Raw genomic sequence first — 13383 nt, 5'->3', positions numbered from 1 at the left:
GGATGACGACAATGAAGAAGCTTGTAACAAGCATCGCGCTTTTCGCCGCCATCGGCTGTTCCGTCACCGTCGCCTCGGCGGCGGAGGAGAGCCATGATCTCGCCACCAAGACGGAACATGCGATTGCCGGGGGCCACTTCCCGGTGATCAAGCCCGAAGAGCAGAGCTGGTCCTTTGCCGGACCCTTCGGCAAATATGACAAGGGCCAGCTGCAGCGCGGCCTGAAGGTCTATAAGGAAGTCTGCTCCGCCTGCCATTCCATGAGCCTCGTTTCCTTCCGCACGCTGGGGGATCTCGGTTATTCGGACGAGCAGGTGAAGGCTTTCGCCGCGGAATATGAAGTCCAGGACGGTCCGAACGCCGACGGCGAAATGTATAATCGCAAGGCCGTGCCATCAGATCATTTCCCTTCGCCGTTCCCGAACCATGAGGCGGCCGCTGCCGCCAATGGTGGCGCTGCGCCGCCCGACATGTCGCTGCTCGCCAAGGCGCGCGGCGTGGAGCGCGGCTTCCCGCAATTCGTCATCGACATGATCCCGATCATCGGTGGTTATCAGGAAGGCGGCCCGGACTATATCCACGCGCTGCTGACCGGATATCAGGACCCGCCGGCCGGTGTTGAAGTGTCGGAAGGCACGCATTTCAACCCGTATTTCGTCAGCGCGGCGTCGCTGAAGATGGCGCCGCCGATCAGTGCCGATCAGGTGACCTATGACGATGGCGCGCCGCAGACCGTGGACCAATATTCCAAGGATGTCTCCGCCTTCCTGATGTGGGCCGCAGAGCCGCATCTGGAACAGCGCAAGCGCACCGGTTTCATGGTCATGGTGTTCCTGTTCATCTTCACGGCGCTGATCTATCTCACCAAGAAATCGGTCTACGCCAACAAGGAACATTGATCGGCATTCAGATGCCTGCCAATCATCGGCCCCCACGGTCTTCCGCGGGGGCCTTTTCATGTGTTCAGGGGGAGATGGTGGAAATGACGAAAATTCGCAGCGGCGGTTGCCTGTGTGGCTCCATCCGTTTTGAAGTGACGGGCGAGCCCGGCAATCCACACACCTGCTCCTGCGATATCTGCCAGCGGCATTCCGGCGCCCCCAGCCTTGCCTGGGTGGAGTTCGAGAGGGATGCGGTGACATGGACGGGAGAGGGCGGCGCGCCCTCGACTTTCCGATCCTCCGATTATTCCAGCCGGGCTTTCTGTCCGGTCTGCGGCAGCACGCTCGGCGCCATTGATGACGCACCGACCGTCGCGCTGGTCTCGGGAAGCTTCGATGACAGGGATGATGAGGCGTTGCGGCCCCTGTCGCATTCCTTCGAGGATGTCTGCCCGGCCTGGGCGCGGATCAAGGGAATGTCACCCGCGGATTGAGCGCCGGTCCTTTTTAGTTGGTCCGCAGCCGTCAAGTTGATAGGGTAGTCCGAACCTTCTGATCCACTTCCCTTGTCTTAACTGGAAATACCATGACCGTTATCGCTTCGGAGCTTTCCGCTGCCATCCGTTCCATTCCCGACTATCCGAAGCCGGGCATCATCTTCAGGGACATCACGACACTGCTCGGTAATCCACGGGCTTTCCGCCGCGCGGTGGACGAACTCGTGCAGCCCTATGCGGGAACGAAGATCGACAAGATTGCCGGCATGGAAGCACGCGGCTTCATTCTGGGCGGGGCGGTGGCGCATCAGCTGTCGGCCGGTTTCGTGCCGATCCGCAAGAAGGGCAAGCTGCCGCACACCACCGTCCGTGTCGCCTACAGCCTTGAATACGGCGTCGACGAAATGGAAATGCATGTGGACGCGGTACAGCCGGGCGAAAAGGTCATTCTGGTTGACGACCTGATTGCCACCGGCGGCACCGCTGAAGGCGCGGTCAAGCTTTTGCGGCAGATGGGTGCGGAGATCGTTTCCGCCTGCTTCGTCATTGATCTGCCTGATCTCGGCGGCCGCAAGAAGCTGGAAGACCTTGGTGTCGAGGTCCGGACGCTGGTGGAATTTTCCGGCCATTAAGGCTGAAAGACTGATCAGGGCTGCTGCGGCAGCCCGCTCTTTTCATCCCGTCTTCCGTAAGGCAATCCAAGTCCAGCGGACGCCCAGAGCGCGGTTTCCTGCCTGAATGGAGGCGACTTCTGCCTGGCGGATCAGCGTGAAACCGAGACGGGTGGCTTCGCCTGTCGTTTCCGCCGGTGAAATGGCAAAGGCGCGGCGACCTTCGGGGGCGGGGCCGTGGCGCAGCGACATGATCAGCGAGCCGCCCGTCGCCGTCATTTCCGCAAGGCTCTCCATCGCGGCTTGCCTTGCCTCGTAGTCGACGTGGTGCCAGACGCCGCACAGGACGACCAGATCGAAGACGCCGTGCAGACGGGCTTTCGCGAGGCCGGGTAAACTGTCGTCCAGCCACGTAATCTTATCCGATGGATGTAATTGCATGCCGGGTTCGCGAAGCTCGCTGACCGGCTCGACTGCCAGAACATCGTGACCCTGCGCTGCGAACCATGCGGCGTCGCGGCCGGTGCCGCTGCCGATATCTGCGATCCGGCACGGTGTCGACGGCAGCAGGTCGATGACGGGCGTGTAAATCTCCCGGCAGTCGAGATTATCGAATCTGGAAATCAGCTCCGGCGTTGCCGCCTCGGCATAACCCTTGAGAATATCATCCATATTGACCTGCCCGCCGTGATGCCTGCTTTGAAGCTATCGCGGCGGGGTGATATGGGCCAGCCCCTATTCGAACTCCAGCACGCCGCTGCGGAAGGTCAGCACCGTGTCTCCAGACTGGTTCACGCCCTCATTGAAGGTCGTGTTCAACCAGATGCCGGCCCTTGATTCCAATGGGCGGGTGTCGAGCAGGGTGACGAAGTAGGTGACATCGTCTCCGGCGAAGACCGGTTTTTTCCATTTGAGTTCGCGAAAGCCGGGGGAGGGGCCGAGTTTTGGCGGCTCCAGGCCCTGTTGCTTCAACCTTTTTACCTCTTTCATCCAGTGAGAGAGAAAACATTTCATCCAGCCTGCACCGGTGTGCCAGCCGGAAGCACAAAGCCCACCGAAAACGCTGTTCTTGGCTGCTTCGGCATCGAGGTGAAAAGGCTGCGGATCGAAATCGCGGGCGAAGCGAATAATGTCTTCGGCGGAAAAATGCAGCGTATCGAGGGTGACGCGTTCGCCGATCGGGGAAAGTTCTGCCAGTTTCATGCCGTAACGCCTCCATTACCGCGCATCAGGAACATGACGGTGTTTTCCCCGTGCGACACCAGAACGCCGCGCTGGTTATAAAGCTCGTGGCGTAATTTCACGAGGCCGATGCCGGGGCGCGAAGCGGAAGGGCGCTGCTCCAGCACGATGGATTTTCCCGAAAGCGTATCACCAGCCAGAACCGGTTTCTTCCAGTCGACGTAGTCGATGCCGGGGCTGCCCTGTGAGGTCGAGTCCGAGATATAGCTGTCGGCCATCATCCGCATCAGCAGGCTGCAGGTGTGCCAGCCGGAAGCGGCGAGCCCGCCGAGAATGCTCTGGCGCCCGGCCTCTTCGGACGGGTGCATGGGTTGGGGATCGAATTCACTGGCGAAAGCAACGATCTGCTCTGCGGAAATCGATTGCGGTCCAAGGGGAAATTCCTGCCCTACGGGAAAATCCTCATAGGCATAAGTCGCGACCGGCGTCATGGCGTCCTCCCTTCGCACAGTCAAGGTCGGCGCATCTAAGATGATTTTTCCTTTTACGTAAAGGTCAAATCTAGGGTGCGGTCATATTCGTGAAGAGGCGTTTGGGCGAGCGGGTGCGCCTTTCGCCTTCTCCCCGAGGGGGAGAAGGTCGCGGCAGCGGGATGAGGGGGCAAGGGTCGTGATAATCAGGAGAGCTAGCCCCCTCATCGGACCCTCCGGGCCACCTTCTCCCCGGCGGGAAGAAGAAACAAGCCGCGATGTCCGGGCGACTACGCCCCGACCGTCCCCCATTTCAACCCAGATCAGGTATTAAAGCGGAAGTGGATGACGTCGCCATCCTGAACCACATATTCCTTGCCTTCATCGCGGGCCTTGCCGGCTTCCTTCGCGCCGACTTCGCCCTTGAAGGCGACATAGTCGTTGTAAGCGATGGTGTTGGCGCGGATGAAGCCGCGTTCGAAATCGGAGTGGATGACGCCGGCGGCCTGCGGGGCCTTGGTGCCGCGCTCGATGGTCCAGGCGCGGCATTCCTTCGGGCCAACGGTGAAATAGGTAATGAGGTCGAGCAGCTTGTAGCCGGCGCGGATCAGGCGGTCGAGGCCCGCTTCTTCGAGGCCGAGGGCGGAGAGGAATTCCTTCGACTCTTCATCGGGAAGCTGTGCGACTTCGGATTCGATCGCCGCGGAGATGACGACGGATTCTGCGCCCTGGGCTTTCGCCATTTCGGCAACGGCCTTGGTGTGTTCGTTGCCGTCGACGGCGTCGCTTTCCGCGACGTTACAGACGTAGAGAACCGGGTGCGCAGTCAGGAGGTTGAGGCCCTGAAGGATGCGCAGTTCTTCGGCATCGAGCGTGGAGAGCAGGGTGCGGACCGGCTTGCCTTCGTTCAGAAGCTTCAGCGAAGCTTCCATCAGCGGCAGCTGCGCCAGCGATTCCTTGTCCTTGCCGGTGGCGCGCTTGCGGGTCTGTTCCGTGCGGCGCTCAAGGCTTTCGAGATCGGAGAGCATCAGCTCGGTCTCGATGGTTTCGGCATCGGCCACGGGGTTGATGCGGCCTTCGACGTGGGTGATGTCATCATCCTCGAAGCAGCGCAGAACGTGAACCACGGCGTCCACTTCACGGATATTGGCGAGGAACTGGTTGCCGAGGCCTTCGCCCTTCGATGCACCACGCACCAGACCGGCGATGTCGACGAAGGAGATGCGGGTAGGGATGATTTCCTTCGAGCCGGCAATGTCGGCGAGGATTTTCATGCGCGCATCCGGAACCGCCACTTCGCCGGTATTCGGCTCGATGGTGCAGAAGGGATAGTTGGCGGCTTGTGCCGCTGCCGTTTTCGTCAGCGCGTTGAAGAGAGTGGACTTGCCGACATTTGGCAATCCAACGATACCGCATTTGAAGCCCATGGCTTGAAACCTGTCCGTTTGAAAGAATTCGTTGAGGAGCCTTTTGCGGAAAGGGCAGGGCAAGGTCAAGCCCGCGGGCCGATTTGGGTGGGCAAAGCTCCTTTAATGGTGAGGAATTTCGGGCAGGCTTGCCGATGGCGTGGTTGCGGCGCAATATAAGCGGGTCAAGCGATCGATCTTTCGTCATCAACGGGGTTTCCCATGAACAACCGCGATGAGCGACAGGCACGAGCGGCCGTGATGAGTGACAGTCCTGTCGATCTCAAGCCAAAACCGAAAGTCAAACCAAAGCTGGAGCGGCCGAAGCTCTACAAGGTCATTCTGCTGAATGACGACTATACGCCGCGCGATTTCGTAACCGTGGTCCTGAAGGCCATCTTCCGTATGAGCGAGGAGACCGGCCACCGGGTGATGATGACGGCGCATCGCTTCGGCAGCGCGGTTGTCGTCGTCTGCGAACGCGATATTGCCGAGACCAAGGCCAAGGAAGCGACCGATCTCGGCAAGGAAGCGGGATTTCCGCTGATGTTCACCACCGAGCCCGAGGAGTGAGCGTTAATCCTGCCTTATCTGGAAACCCGTCTTGTTCTGCACGAAGCCGCAGCTTTCGTAAAATGCATGGACCTCCGGGCGCTGCCGGCCGGTCAGCAGCATCACCTTGTAGCAATTCGCCGCAAAAGCGACCTCGACGGCATGGCGCACGACCGCCCGGCCATATCCGAGGCCGCGACGGGTTTCCAGCGTCACCACGTTTTCGATAAGGGCATAGGGACGTGCGGCGCGCGTCAGGTTCGGAACAATCTGCAGCGTGGCGGTGGCGACCGCTTCTCCGCCTTCGGTCGCAAGAAACACGGTCAGGCCCGGCTGGGCGAGCATGGTCGCGAAAGCGGTATCTGCTTCTTCTGTCGTCATTTCCGGATCGGACGGATTGAGCGCCCGGTAAAGTTCAAGCAGTCCAGCCAGATCGCCGGCTTGGGCTTCGCGCAGGACGATGGTCTCCGAAGACATTGGGGATCTAGTCCTTCTTGCCGAACATACGCTTCAACATTTCGGCCATCGGGCCGGTTTCCGGCAGTTTTTTCGGCTGGGCGCTGTTGCGTGCCTGATGGATATGGGATTGCGCGGCGGGTTTGGCTGCCTTGGCCGGCTTCTCGGCTTCCGGCTTGCTGCCCGTGGCCAGCGCCAGCTTGTTCATCAGCTGTGAATCCTCTGCTTTCACCAGCATGGCGGCATTGTCGGTAATGGCGTCCAGAAGCGGATCGAGCCAGACGCGGTCGGCCTTGGCGAAGTCCCCGAGGACGTGACCGTGCACCCGCTCCTTGTCGCCGGGATGGCCGACGCCGAGGCGCAGGCGGCGGTATTCCTTGCCGCAATGGGCGTCGAGCGATTTCAGGCCGTTGTGGCCGCCATGACCGCCGCCGGTCTTGATGCGGGCGCGGCCGGCCGGCAAATCCAGCTCGTCATGAATGGCGATGATGTCTGCGGGTGCAAGCTTGAAAAAGCGCATGGCTTCGCCGACGGATTCACCCGAAAGGTTCATGTAGGTCAGCGGCTTCATCAACAGGACCTTTTCGCCGCCGATCTCGCCTTCGGAAATCTCCGCCTTGAATTTCTTCGACCAGGGCGCAAAGGAGGGCAAGCGCTGCAGCGCATCAACGGCCATGAAGCCGATATTGTGGCGGTTTCCCGCATATTGCGCGCCGGGATTGCCGAGTCCTGCGATGATCTTCATGGGGCATGTCCGCATGTTGCCAGATGATGCTGTTGTCACCACCCCGAAATCCGCCGGCTGTCAATCTTTTTATGGATTTAGGGCTTTTTATGCAGTTTGGATGGGTCAGGGGCTGACGAGATTGTAGCGGTCGAATATCCGCTGCTGCGTTCCATCGGCGATCAGCCGATCCAGCCGGGCCTGTAATTTTGCGATGACCTCGTCGGGCACGCTTTTGTTGCAGGCAAGCCCAAGCTGTTGCCGCGTAAACGTTATCACCTCCCTGAACGTATCGGCGGGCAGGCTTTTGAAAGTGCTTTCAGACATGGGCATCAGGTCGATGCGGCCGGCTTCCAGCTTGTGAAGCGTGATCTCGAAATCCGCACCGACATCCACCTGCGGGAAACCGAGCTTTTGCAGCAGCGCTTCAGTGTAGTCGCCACGCTGGGTTCCCACCCGATATTTCCTGGCCTCATCAAGACTGGAGGCTTCGACATTCGCCTTGCGGCGCGCCACGAGGATATTGCGGTCGATATGGATCGGCGTGACCCATTTGAACTGCTTTTCCCGCTCCGGTGTTCTCGCAGCGGCAAAGACGCAATGCATGGCCTGTGTGCTGGCCAACGCAATGGCTCGCGCCCAGGGCATGACGGCGACCTCGTAACTGGTGCCGGTATCCTCGAGCACGATCTTGAGCTGGTCGAAATAGACGCCGCGCACGCTGCCGTCGCTCGCCTGCAGATTATAGGGTGGGTAGACCTCGGTCGTCAGGAAGAGCTTGGCCGCGCTGGCCGGAGCGGCGAGAGCAAGAAAGATCAGACAAAAGCGGATCAATCCCATTGCGGCCCCCTGCCGGTTCACGCTTGCCGCGCCGCAATGCGGCTTTTCCCGGACGCGATGTCGAGGGAGGTGATCAGCCTTTCGACCGGCTGCGGGCGTGCGAAGAAATAACCCTGCCCGAAATCCGCGCCTATATCGGTCAGAAGTTCCTTCTGCTCTTCCGTCTCGACGCCCTCTGCAATGACGACACAATTCATCTTGTGCGAGATGGCCGCGATGCCTTCGACCAGCATGCGGTTTCGCTGCCTGATTTCCATCGTGTCATCACAGATCGAGCGGGTGAAGGACTGGTCGATCTTGACGATATCGACCGGGAAACGGCTGAGATAGCTGAGCGAGGAATAACCCGTGCCGAAGTCATCCAGCGCGATGCGGCAACCGAGCTGATGGATGGCATTGAGGATCGCCCGGATTTGCGGATCGTCTTTCATGATGACGGCTTCGGTGATCTCGATGACCAGTCGTCTGGGAAGAATGCCGTGGCGGTGCAGAACACCGGCGATGCGCGTCGGCAATCCCGGCTCGAACTGCAGCGGCGAAAAATTCACGGCTACATAGGTCTGTTCCATGCCCGGCAGGCGCGACAGTCTGGCGAGATTGGCGATCGACTGATCGAGAATGACATTGCCGATGCGCTGGATGGTGCCGTTTTCTTCCGCGAGGCTGACAATGGCGGCCGGAGAAAGCAGGCCCTTGTCCGGGTGGTTGAGGCGCAGCAGCGCCTCGAAACCAGCCGTCTGGCCGGTTGAAAGATCTTGAATCGGCTGGAAATAGGCCTCGAACCAGTCCTCGGAAAGCGCCTGTGCGATATCCCGCTCCAGTTCTGCATGTTCCCGGGCCCGGTCCATGATCGAGCTGTCGAAGACCTGCGAGCCGTTCTTGCCCGTCCGCTTGCGGGTATACATCGCCATGTCGGCATTCTGCAAAAGCTCTGACGCGCTGGAGGCGTGCAGGGGATAGACCGCCATGCCGATGCTGGCACTGAGACGTATGCTGTTGTTCTCGATCTCGAAGGGCGTATCCAGCATGGTGCAGATACGCTCGCAGAATTGCAGGGCGCGCTCTTCCACCTTGTCGCCGGCCAGAAGAATGGCAAATTCGTCACCGCCAAGACGCGATGCGCTGTCCAGCGGCGTCAGCAGCGGCTCGAGCTTCAGCGTGAATTGTTTGAGAACAGCGTCGCCTGCGGCATGGCCAAGATTGTCGTTGATCGCCTTGAACCGGTCGAGGTCGATGAAGAGGCAGGCGAGTTCGCTGCCGTTGCGGTCCGCATCGCGGATCTGCAGATCGAGAATGGCCTCGAAGCCCTGACGGTTGAAGAGGCCGGTCAGATGGTCGGAAATGGCCTGCTGGCGATTGCGCTTTTCCGACTGGCGCAGTTCGGTCACGTCGGTCATGACGCAGAGGCATGTGCTCTGATGCGCCGCATCGCCGGAATCAAGGGCCTTTTCGAGGATGAGTGCGTCCATGACGCTGCCATCCATGCAATGGAAACGCACGGTGATGCCGCTATGCGAAGTATCGGGCAAGGGGGGCGCCATCTTGCGCTGCTGAAACAGAAGCCGGTCATCGGGATGGATGAGATCGGCAAAATTCAGCCCGAGTATCCGGGTGCGGTCGTAGCCGGTCGCCTGTACCCAATAGTCACTGACGGCGGCGATGCGGTCGTGCCTGTCGAGTGAGAACAGCATGGCGGGTGTACGGTTGTAGATTTCCGTCTTTCGCTCGTGCGCGTTCTTGATCTCCAGCTCTTCCTTTTCGAGCTGTGTCTGCATTTCGTTGAAGCTTTTCGCCAGCCGGCCGATTTCGTCCTTCGAGCGCCAGTCGACGTGATGGCGCGAACCGAGACGCCGCGTTGCCTCTATCGCGGCCGCCAGCCGCATCAGCGGGCGGATGACCATGAAGCGGTTGCCGGCGATGGCGGCAAGAACGATGGCGAGGACGGCGAGGATGAAAATCGTGATGAAGGCCAGTTCGTTGCGGCTGAGAGAGGTCAGAAGGCTGATATCGTCATAATAGACCGTGAGTTGCCCGACCGTGACGGAGCCTTTCGTGGTCTTGTAGGTCACCTCACGCGTCGTCGAGGCGGCATCCTGAATGATGTCGCTGCCGGCGGTCTGGACGATATCGAGCTGGCCGGATGTGTCCTTGACCTCGACCATGCGGATCACGGGGTCGGAAACGAGGGTGCCGGTAATCTGGTTTATGGTGTCGTCATCAAGGTCCCACAGGGGGCGGGCAAGCGCCTGTGCATTGGTCGACAGCAGAATTTCAAGGTGGTTACGCTGGCTGCGAATGGCTTCGTGGTAGGAAAGCGTCAGCAAAAGCGTGAAGAGCGGGGCGACCACTGTAAGAAGTGCGCCGGAAACAATCGCGATAAAGCGACTTTCGACGGAATGAGCCATGTTCGATTGCAGCTACCCTTTGCCCCAGACTTGCTGCGCCCGTTTCGTCTGTCCGGAGAGGTTTTGCGAAGGTTTTCGGCAAGAGCCTGTTTTCCCATCCCATTTCCTCAGCCCGGCCGGTGTTCCACGACAGCGCAAGGGTATCGTTTCATGGAAGTGTTAATCGACGCTGAAACGGGTTCCGTATCATGCGTGGGCGGCAAGCTTTCTGGTTTTAAAGTTCATAAAAACTAAAAGGCCCGTTCCGAAAACGGAACGGGCCTCATTCTTCAAAGCTATCGGGCCTTGCGGCCGCCGATTATTCCTCGGAAGCTTCTTCAGTCGTTTCTTCTGCGACGCCGCCAGCCGGAGCAACGATCGTTGCGATCGTGAAGTCACGGTCGGCAATAACCGGCGTGATGTTCTTCGGCAGCTTCACATTCGAAATGTGAACGTTGTCGCCGATCTTCAGACCAGCGAGATCAACAGTGATGAATTCCGGAATGTCGTTGGCCGGGCAGTGGAATTCCACCGTGTGACGAACGATGTTCAGAACGCCGCCGATCTTGATGTCCGACTTTTCTTCGTTGACGAAGTGAACCGGAACTTCAACGTTGACGAGCGTGTTGCCCGAAACGCGCAGGAAGTCGACGTGCATGGTGAAGTCGCGGACCGGATCAAGCTGGTAATCCTTCGGGAGAACCTTGATCTTCTTGCCGTCGACGTCGATGATCGCAACCGTCGTCATGAAACCGCCAGCATGGATACGCTTGGTGACTTCGTTGGTCGACAGGGCGATGGAAATGGGGGCCTGCTTGTCACCATAGATGACAGCGGGAATCAAACCGTTGCGGCGAAGTTCACGAGAGGACCCCTTACCAACTCGTTCGCGCGCCTCGGCCTTGAGCTCATACGATTCTTTGCTCATGGCAATTCCTTTCGAGGTTATATGGAGAGTTCATGCCGAACGAAGCGGCCTGAACCGGAGAGGCCAAGGGCCATCCCGCCCGCGTTGCCTCCAAGGGTGTCTACACGGGTGCGGGCGCTATAATACAAACGGAAGCCAAAGACAAGAGTGGCCCCGTTTTCACGGGTGCCGCTTTATAATTTTATTAGTATTCACTAATTCATCCGTGTGTTGCAACTTTTAATATATGCTTATCCATCCACATAAACCGGGTGAAAACTTGGCGAATGATATGGCTGCGCAGAATTCCAATTGCGTAGATGACAATGCTCAAAGTTCTCCAGTGCCTCACCATCGATCACGACTATCGATACACCGTCGCAGCGGTCTTCGTCTGCATGCTGGGTAGTTTCGTTTCGATGCGCCTTTTTTCGAAAGCACGTCTGGCAACGGGGGTGCAGAAGGTCAACTGGCTGTTTCTGGCGGGCGTCAACGGCGGGGCGGCGATATGGACCACCCATTTCGTGGCGATGCTGGGCTATGTCGCCGCGGGTGATGTAGGATACGATCCCTATTTGACCGGGCTATCGCTTCTGATCGCCATTACCACAACGACTGCCGGCTTCGGCATTTCCGCCTATGGCGGGCGCAGCGTGCTGGTGGAAGCTGGCGGCATGATCCTCGGCCTCGGCATTGCGGCCATGCATTACACCGGCATGGCGGCCTATAATGTTCAGGGCATGATTTTCTGGGATCAGGCCTATGTCATCGCCTCGCTGGTGCTAGGGGCGGTGTTCGGCGCCATTGCGGTCAATCGCATTGCCCGGCCTCTCAACCGTTTCTGCCAATATAGCGCGGTGGCGTTTCTCATCCTCGCCATTGCCTCGATGCATTATACCGGCATGGCCTCGATGTCCTTCGCGTTTGACCCGCGCATCATCATTCCGGAAAATCTGCTGCCGCCGGCCATCATGGGCGGAGGCGCCATTGCGGTGACGCTGCTGCTTCTGGCGCTCGGGCTTTCCACCTATGTCATCGACGCCCAGTCCACCCAGCAGGCGGTTGCCCGCTATCGTCATCTTTCGCTGCACGATCCGCTGACGGGCATTCCCAACCGGGCGGCATTCATCGAGCATCTCAATCGTCGCACGCGCCATGTCTCGCTGGGCGCGCATACCGCGCTTCTGTCCATCGATCTCGACCGTTTCAAGGAAATCAATGACGTGCATGGCCATGCGGCGGGCGACGCGGTGCTGCGCGCCATCGCCGACCGTGCGAGTTCCGTGCTGAAAGCCGGGGAGTTCCTGGCCCGCATGGGCGGCGATGAATTCGTGGCGATGACCCATTCCTATTATACCCGCGCCGACGGTGCGGAGTTCGCCCAGCGATTGATCGAGCAGATCAGCAAGCCGGTGGAATGGAACGGGCAGACATTTTCGGTCGGCGCAAGTGTCGGCATATCGGTTCGCAATACCGGCTCCATCGATGCCGATACGCTGATGGCCCAGGCTGACGTCGCCATGTACCGGGCAAAAAGCGGTACTTCCGATACGATCTGCTTTTACGACAAATCCATGGACGAGGCCGCGCGTGAGCGTAACGTGCTTGCCGTCGCCATGCGCAGCGGCCTCGCCAATAACGAGTTCGAGCTTTATTACCAGCAGCAGAACGACACCAAAAGCGGCAGCATTGTTGGTTTCGAAGCGCTTTTGCGCTGGAACCATCCGGAACGCGGCATGGTCTCCCCGACCGAATTCATTCCGATCGCGGAACAGACCGGCTTTATCGTCGAACTGGGCGAATGGGTTCTGCGAGAAGCCTGCGTGCAGGCCGCTCAGTGGAAAAAATCGCTTGCCATCGCCGTAAACGTCGCGCCGCAGCAGCTTGCGGATAATGATTTCCCTGACAAGGTTGAGAAAATTATTGTCGAGACGGGGCTTGCGCCGGAAAGGCTCGAGCTGGAAATCACCGAAGGCAGCATTATCGCCGACCATCGCCACGCGCTCCTTACCATCCGCAAACTCAAGTCGCTCGGCGTCAAGATCGCGATGGACGACTACGGCACGGGTTATTCCTCGCTTTCGACCCTGCAGAGTTTCCCCTTCGACAAGATCAAGATCGACCGCGCCTTCATTGATGGCCTGTCGACCAACGTGCAGTCGGAGGCGATCGTTCGCTCGACGCTCATTCTGGCGCACAGCCTCAATATTCCGGTGCTTGCGGAAGGGGTAGAGACGAAGGCCCATATCGAGTTCCTGCGGCGCGAAGGCTGCCTGCAGGTTCAGGGCTTCTTCTTCGGCAAGCCCGGACCGCTGACCTCCATCGCCAATCTCGTGGACGATACGTTTCTCTCGACCGAGGATGAAACGGAAGCGAGCGCCGGCCGGCGTTATTTCAAGGCGGTCCGATAGTCTGGCGCAGCCCGCGGTTGCGCCCGGCAATGGTGGTCGCGAAATTTTTTGTTGAAACGTGA

General features: G+C 59.3%; 14 protein-coding genes. 5 read left to right on the top strand and 9 right to left on the bottom strand.

All coding sequences use genetic code 11. The features are described from left to right. Positions 1–11: 11 nt before the first annotated feature. The 3 genes from AC5I5B_RS03715 to AC5I5B_RS03705 all read left to right on the top strand — a co-directional run bounded on the left by AC5I5B_RS03715 (position 12) and on the right by AC5I5B_RS03705 (position 2010). Positions 12–899, top strand: coding sequence for a cytochrome c1 (locus tag AC5I5B_RS03715; protein WP_004430247.1), 888 nt, complete (start codon positions 12–14; stop codon positions 897–899). Between the two features lie 83 nt (positions 900–982). Further along, complete coding sequence (locus tag AC5I5B_RS03710) at positions 983–1375, top strand: GFA family protein (RefSeq protein ID WP_099086220.1); 393 nt, start codon at positions 983–985, stop codon at positions 1373–1375. Between the two features lie 92 nt (positions 1376–1467). Next, positions 1468–2010: an adenine phosphoribosyltransferase gene (locus AC5I5B_RS03705; RefSeq protein WP_003494623.1), complete on the top strand. Its 543-nt coding sequence runs from the start codon at positions 1468–1470 to the stop codon at positions 2008–2010. A gap of 42 nt (positions 2011–2052) precedes the next feature. Here AC5I5B_RS03705 and AC5I5B_RS03700 read toward each other — a convergent pair whose 3' ends face one another. The 4 genes from AC5I5B_RS03700 to ychF form a co-directional block, all read right to left on the bottom strand. Next, entirely contained in the window at positions 2053–2661 is a 609-nt protein-coding gene (locus tag AC5I5B_RS03700) for a class I SAM-dependent methyltransferase (protein WP_129564918.1), read from the bottom strand. Between the two features lie 63 nt (positions 2662–2724). Beyond that, positions 2725–3192, bottom strand: coding sequence for a MaoC family dehydratase (locus tag AC5I5B_RS03695; RefSeq protein WP_004430258.1), 468 nt, complete (start codon positions 3190–3192; stop codon positions 2725–2727). Continuing rightward, positions 3189–3662 carry a MaoC family dehydratase gene (locus AC5I5B_RS03690; RefSeq protein ID WP_495752370.1) on the bottom strand — a complete coding sequence of 158 codons (474 nt, stop codon included), beginning with the start codon at positions 3660–3662 and terminating at the stop codon, positions 3189–3191. Before AC5I5B_RS03690 ends, AC5I5B_RS03695 begins: the two co-directional genes overlap by 4 nt. A gap of 302 nt (positions 3663–3964) precedes the next feature. Then, entirely contained in the window at positions 3965–5068 is a 1104-nt protein-coding gene (ychF, locus tag AC5I5B_RS03685) for a redox-regulated ATPase YchF (protein ID WP_004430264.1), read from the bottom strand. A gap of 240 nt (positions 5069–5308) precedes the next feature. Between ychF and clpS the strand changes: the two genes are divergently transcribed. Continuing rightward, positions 5309–5620: an ATP-dependent Clp protease adapter ClpS gene (gene clpS / locus AC5I5B_RS03680; RefSeq protein WP_026363868.1), complete on the top strand. Its 312-nt coding sequence runs from the start codon at positions 5309–5311 to the stop codon at positions 5618–5620. Between the two features lie 3 nt (positions 5621–5623). On the opposite strand, the gene AC5I5B_RS03675 is transcribed toward clpS, so the two are convergent. From AC5I5B_RS03675 to AC5I5B_RS03655, 5 genes are all read right to left on the bottom strand, one after another. Then, entirely contained in the window at positions 5624–6076 is a 453-nt protein-coding gene (locus tag AC5I5B_RS03675; protein WP_111792207.1) for a GNAT family N-acetyltransferase, read from the bottom strand. A gap of 7 nt (positions 6077–6083) precedes the next feature. Next, a complete protein-coding gene (gene pth / locus AC5I5B_RS03670; protein WP_111792208.1) occupies positions 6084–6800 on the bottom strand; it encodes an aminoacyl-tRNA hydrolase in 717 nt (238 codons plus the stop codon). 105 nt (positions 6801–6905) lie between these two features. Continuing rightward, on the bottom strand, positions 6906–7619 hold the full coding sequence (locus AC5I5B_RS03665) for a substrate-binding periplasmic protein (protein WP_004430279.1): 714 nt from the start codon (positions 7617–7619) through the stop codon (positions 6906–6908). 17 nt (positions 7620–7636) lie between these two features. Next, positions 7637–10024 (bottom strand): EAL domain-containing protein, encoded by a 2388-nt coding sequence (locus AC5I5B_RS03660; protein ID WP_495752369.1) that lies wholly within the window; start codon positions 10022–10024, stop codon positions 7637–7639. 298 nt (positions 10025–10322) lie between these two features. Further along, positions 10323–10931 (bottom strand): 50S ribosomal protein L25/general stress protein Ctc, encoded by a 609-nt coding sequence (locus AC5I5B_RS03655; RefSeq protein WP_004430287.1) that lies wholly within the window; start codon positions 10929–10931, stop codon positions 10323–10325. A 305-nt stretch (positions 10932–11236) separates the two neighbouring features. Between AC5I5B_RS03655 and AC5I5B_RS03650 the strand changes: the two genes are divergently transcribed. Continuing rightward, the gene (locus tag AC5I5B_RS03650; protein ID WP_111834705.1) at positions 11237–13321 is read left to right on the top strand and encodes a putative bifunctional diguanylate cyclase/phosphodiesterase; all 2085 of its coding nucleotides are present in this window, start codon (positions 11237–11239) and stop codon (positions 13319–13321) included. Positions 13322–13383 lie beyond the last annotated feature (62 nt).

The sequence above is a fragment of the Agrobacterium sp. genome (genome assembly GCF_059499945.1).
This window is presented reverse-complemented; position numbering and strand designations above follow the sequence as displayed.

What these genes read in the sequence shown, in the direction of transcription:
- AC5I5B_RS03710 (WP_099086220.1), top strand. Translation starts at nt 983, where the DNA reads ATGACGAAAATTCGCAGCGGCGGTTGCCTGTGTGGCTCCATCCGTTTT.
- AC5I5B_RS03695 (WP_004430258.1), bottom strand. Translation starts at nt 3,192, where the DNA reads ATGAAACTGGCAGAACTTTCCCCGATCGGCGAACGCGTCACCCTCGAT.
- AC5I5B_RS03715 (WP_004430247.1), top strand. Translation starts at nt 12, where the DNA reads ATGAAGAAGCTTGTAACAAGCATCGCGCTTTTCGCCGCCATCGGCTGT.
- AC5I5B_RS03660 (WP_495752369.1), bottom strand. Translation starts at nt 10,024, where the DNA reads ATGGCTCATTCCGTCGAAAGTCGCTTTATCGCGATTGTTTCCGGCGCA.
- AC5I5B_RS03665 (WP_004430279.1), bottom strand. Translation starts at nt 7,619, where the DNA reads ATGGGATTGATCCGCTTTTGTCTGATCTTTCTTGCTCTCGCCGCTCCG.
- AC5I5B_RS03655 (WP_004430287.1), bottom strand. Translation starts at nt 10,931, where the DNA reads ATGAGCAAAGAATCGTATGAGCTCAAGGCCGAGGCGCGCGAACGAGTT.
- ychF (WP_004430264.1), bottom strand. Translation starts at nt 5,068, where the DNA reads ATGGGCTTCAAATGCGGTATCGTTGGATTGCCAAATGTCGGCAAGTCC.
- AC5I5B_RS03700 (WP_129564918.1), bottom strand. Translation starts at nt 2,661, where the DNA reads ATGGATGATATTCTCAAGGGTTATGCCGAGGCGGCAACGCCGGAGCTG.
- pth (WP_111792208.1), bottom strand. Translation starts at nt 6,800, where the DNA reads ATGAAGATCATCGCAGGACTCGGCAATCCCGGCGCGCAATATGCGGGA.
- AC5I5B_RS03705 (WP_003494623.1), top strand. Translation starts at nt 1,468, where the DNA reads ATGACCGTTATCGCTTCGGAGCTTTCCGCTGCCATCCGTTCCATTCCC.
- AC5I5B_RS03690 (WP_495752370.1), bottom strand. Translation starts at nt 3,662, where the DNA reads ATGACGCCGGTCGCGACTTATGCCTATGAGGATTTTCCCGTAGGGCAG.
- AC5I5B_RS03675 (WP_111792207.1), bottom strand. Translation starts at nt 6,076, where the DNA reads ATGTCTTCGGAGACCATCGTCCTGCGCGAAGCCCAAGCCGGCGATCTG.
- AC5I5B_RS03650 (WP_111834705.1), top strand. Translation starts at nt 11,237, where the DNA reads ATGCTCAAAGTTCTCCAGTGCCTCACCATCGATCACGACTATCGATAC.
- clpS (WP_026363868.1), top strand. Translation starts at nt 5,309, where the DNA reads ATGAGTGACAGTCCTGTCGATCTCAAGCCAAAACCGAAAGTCAAACCA.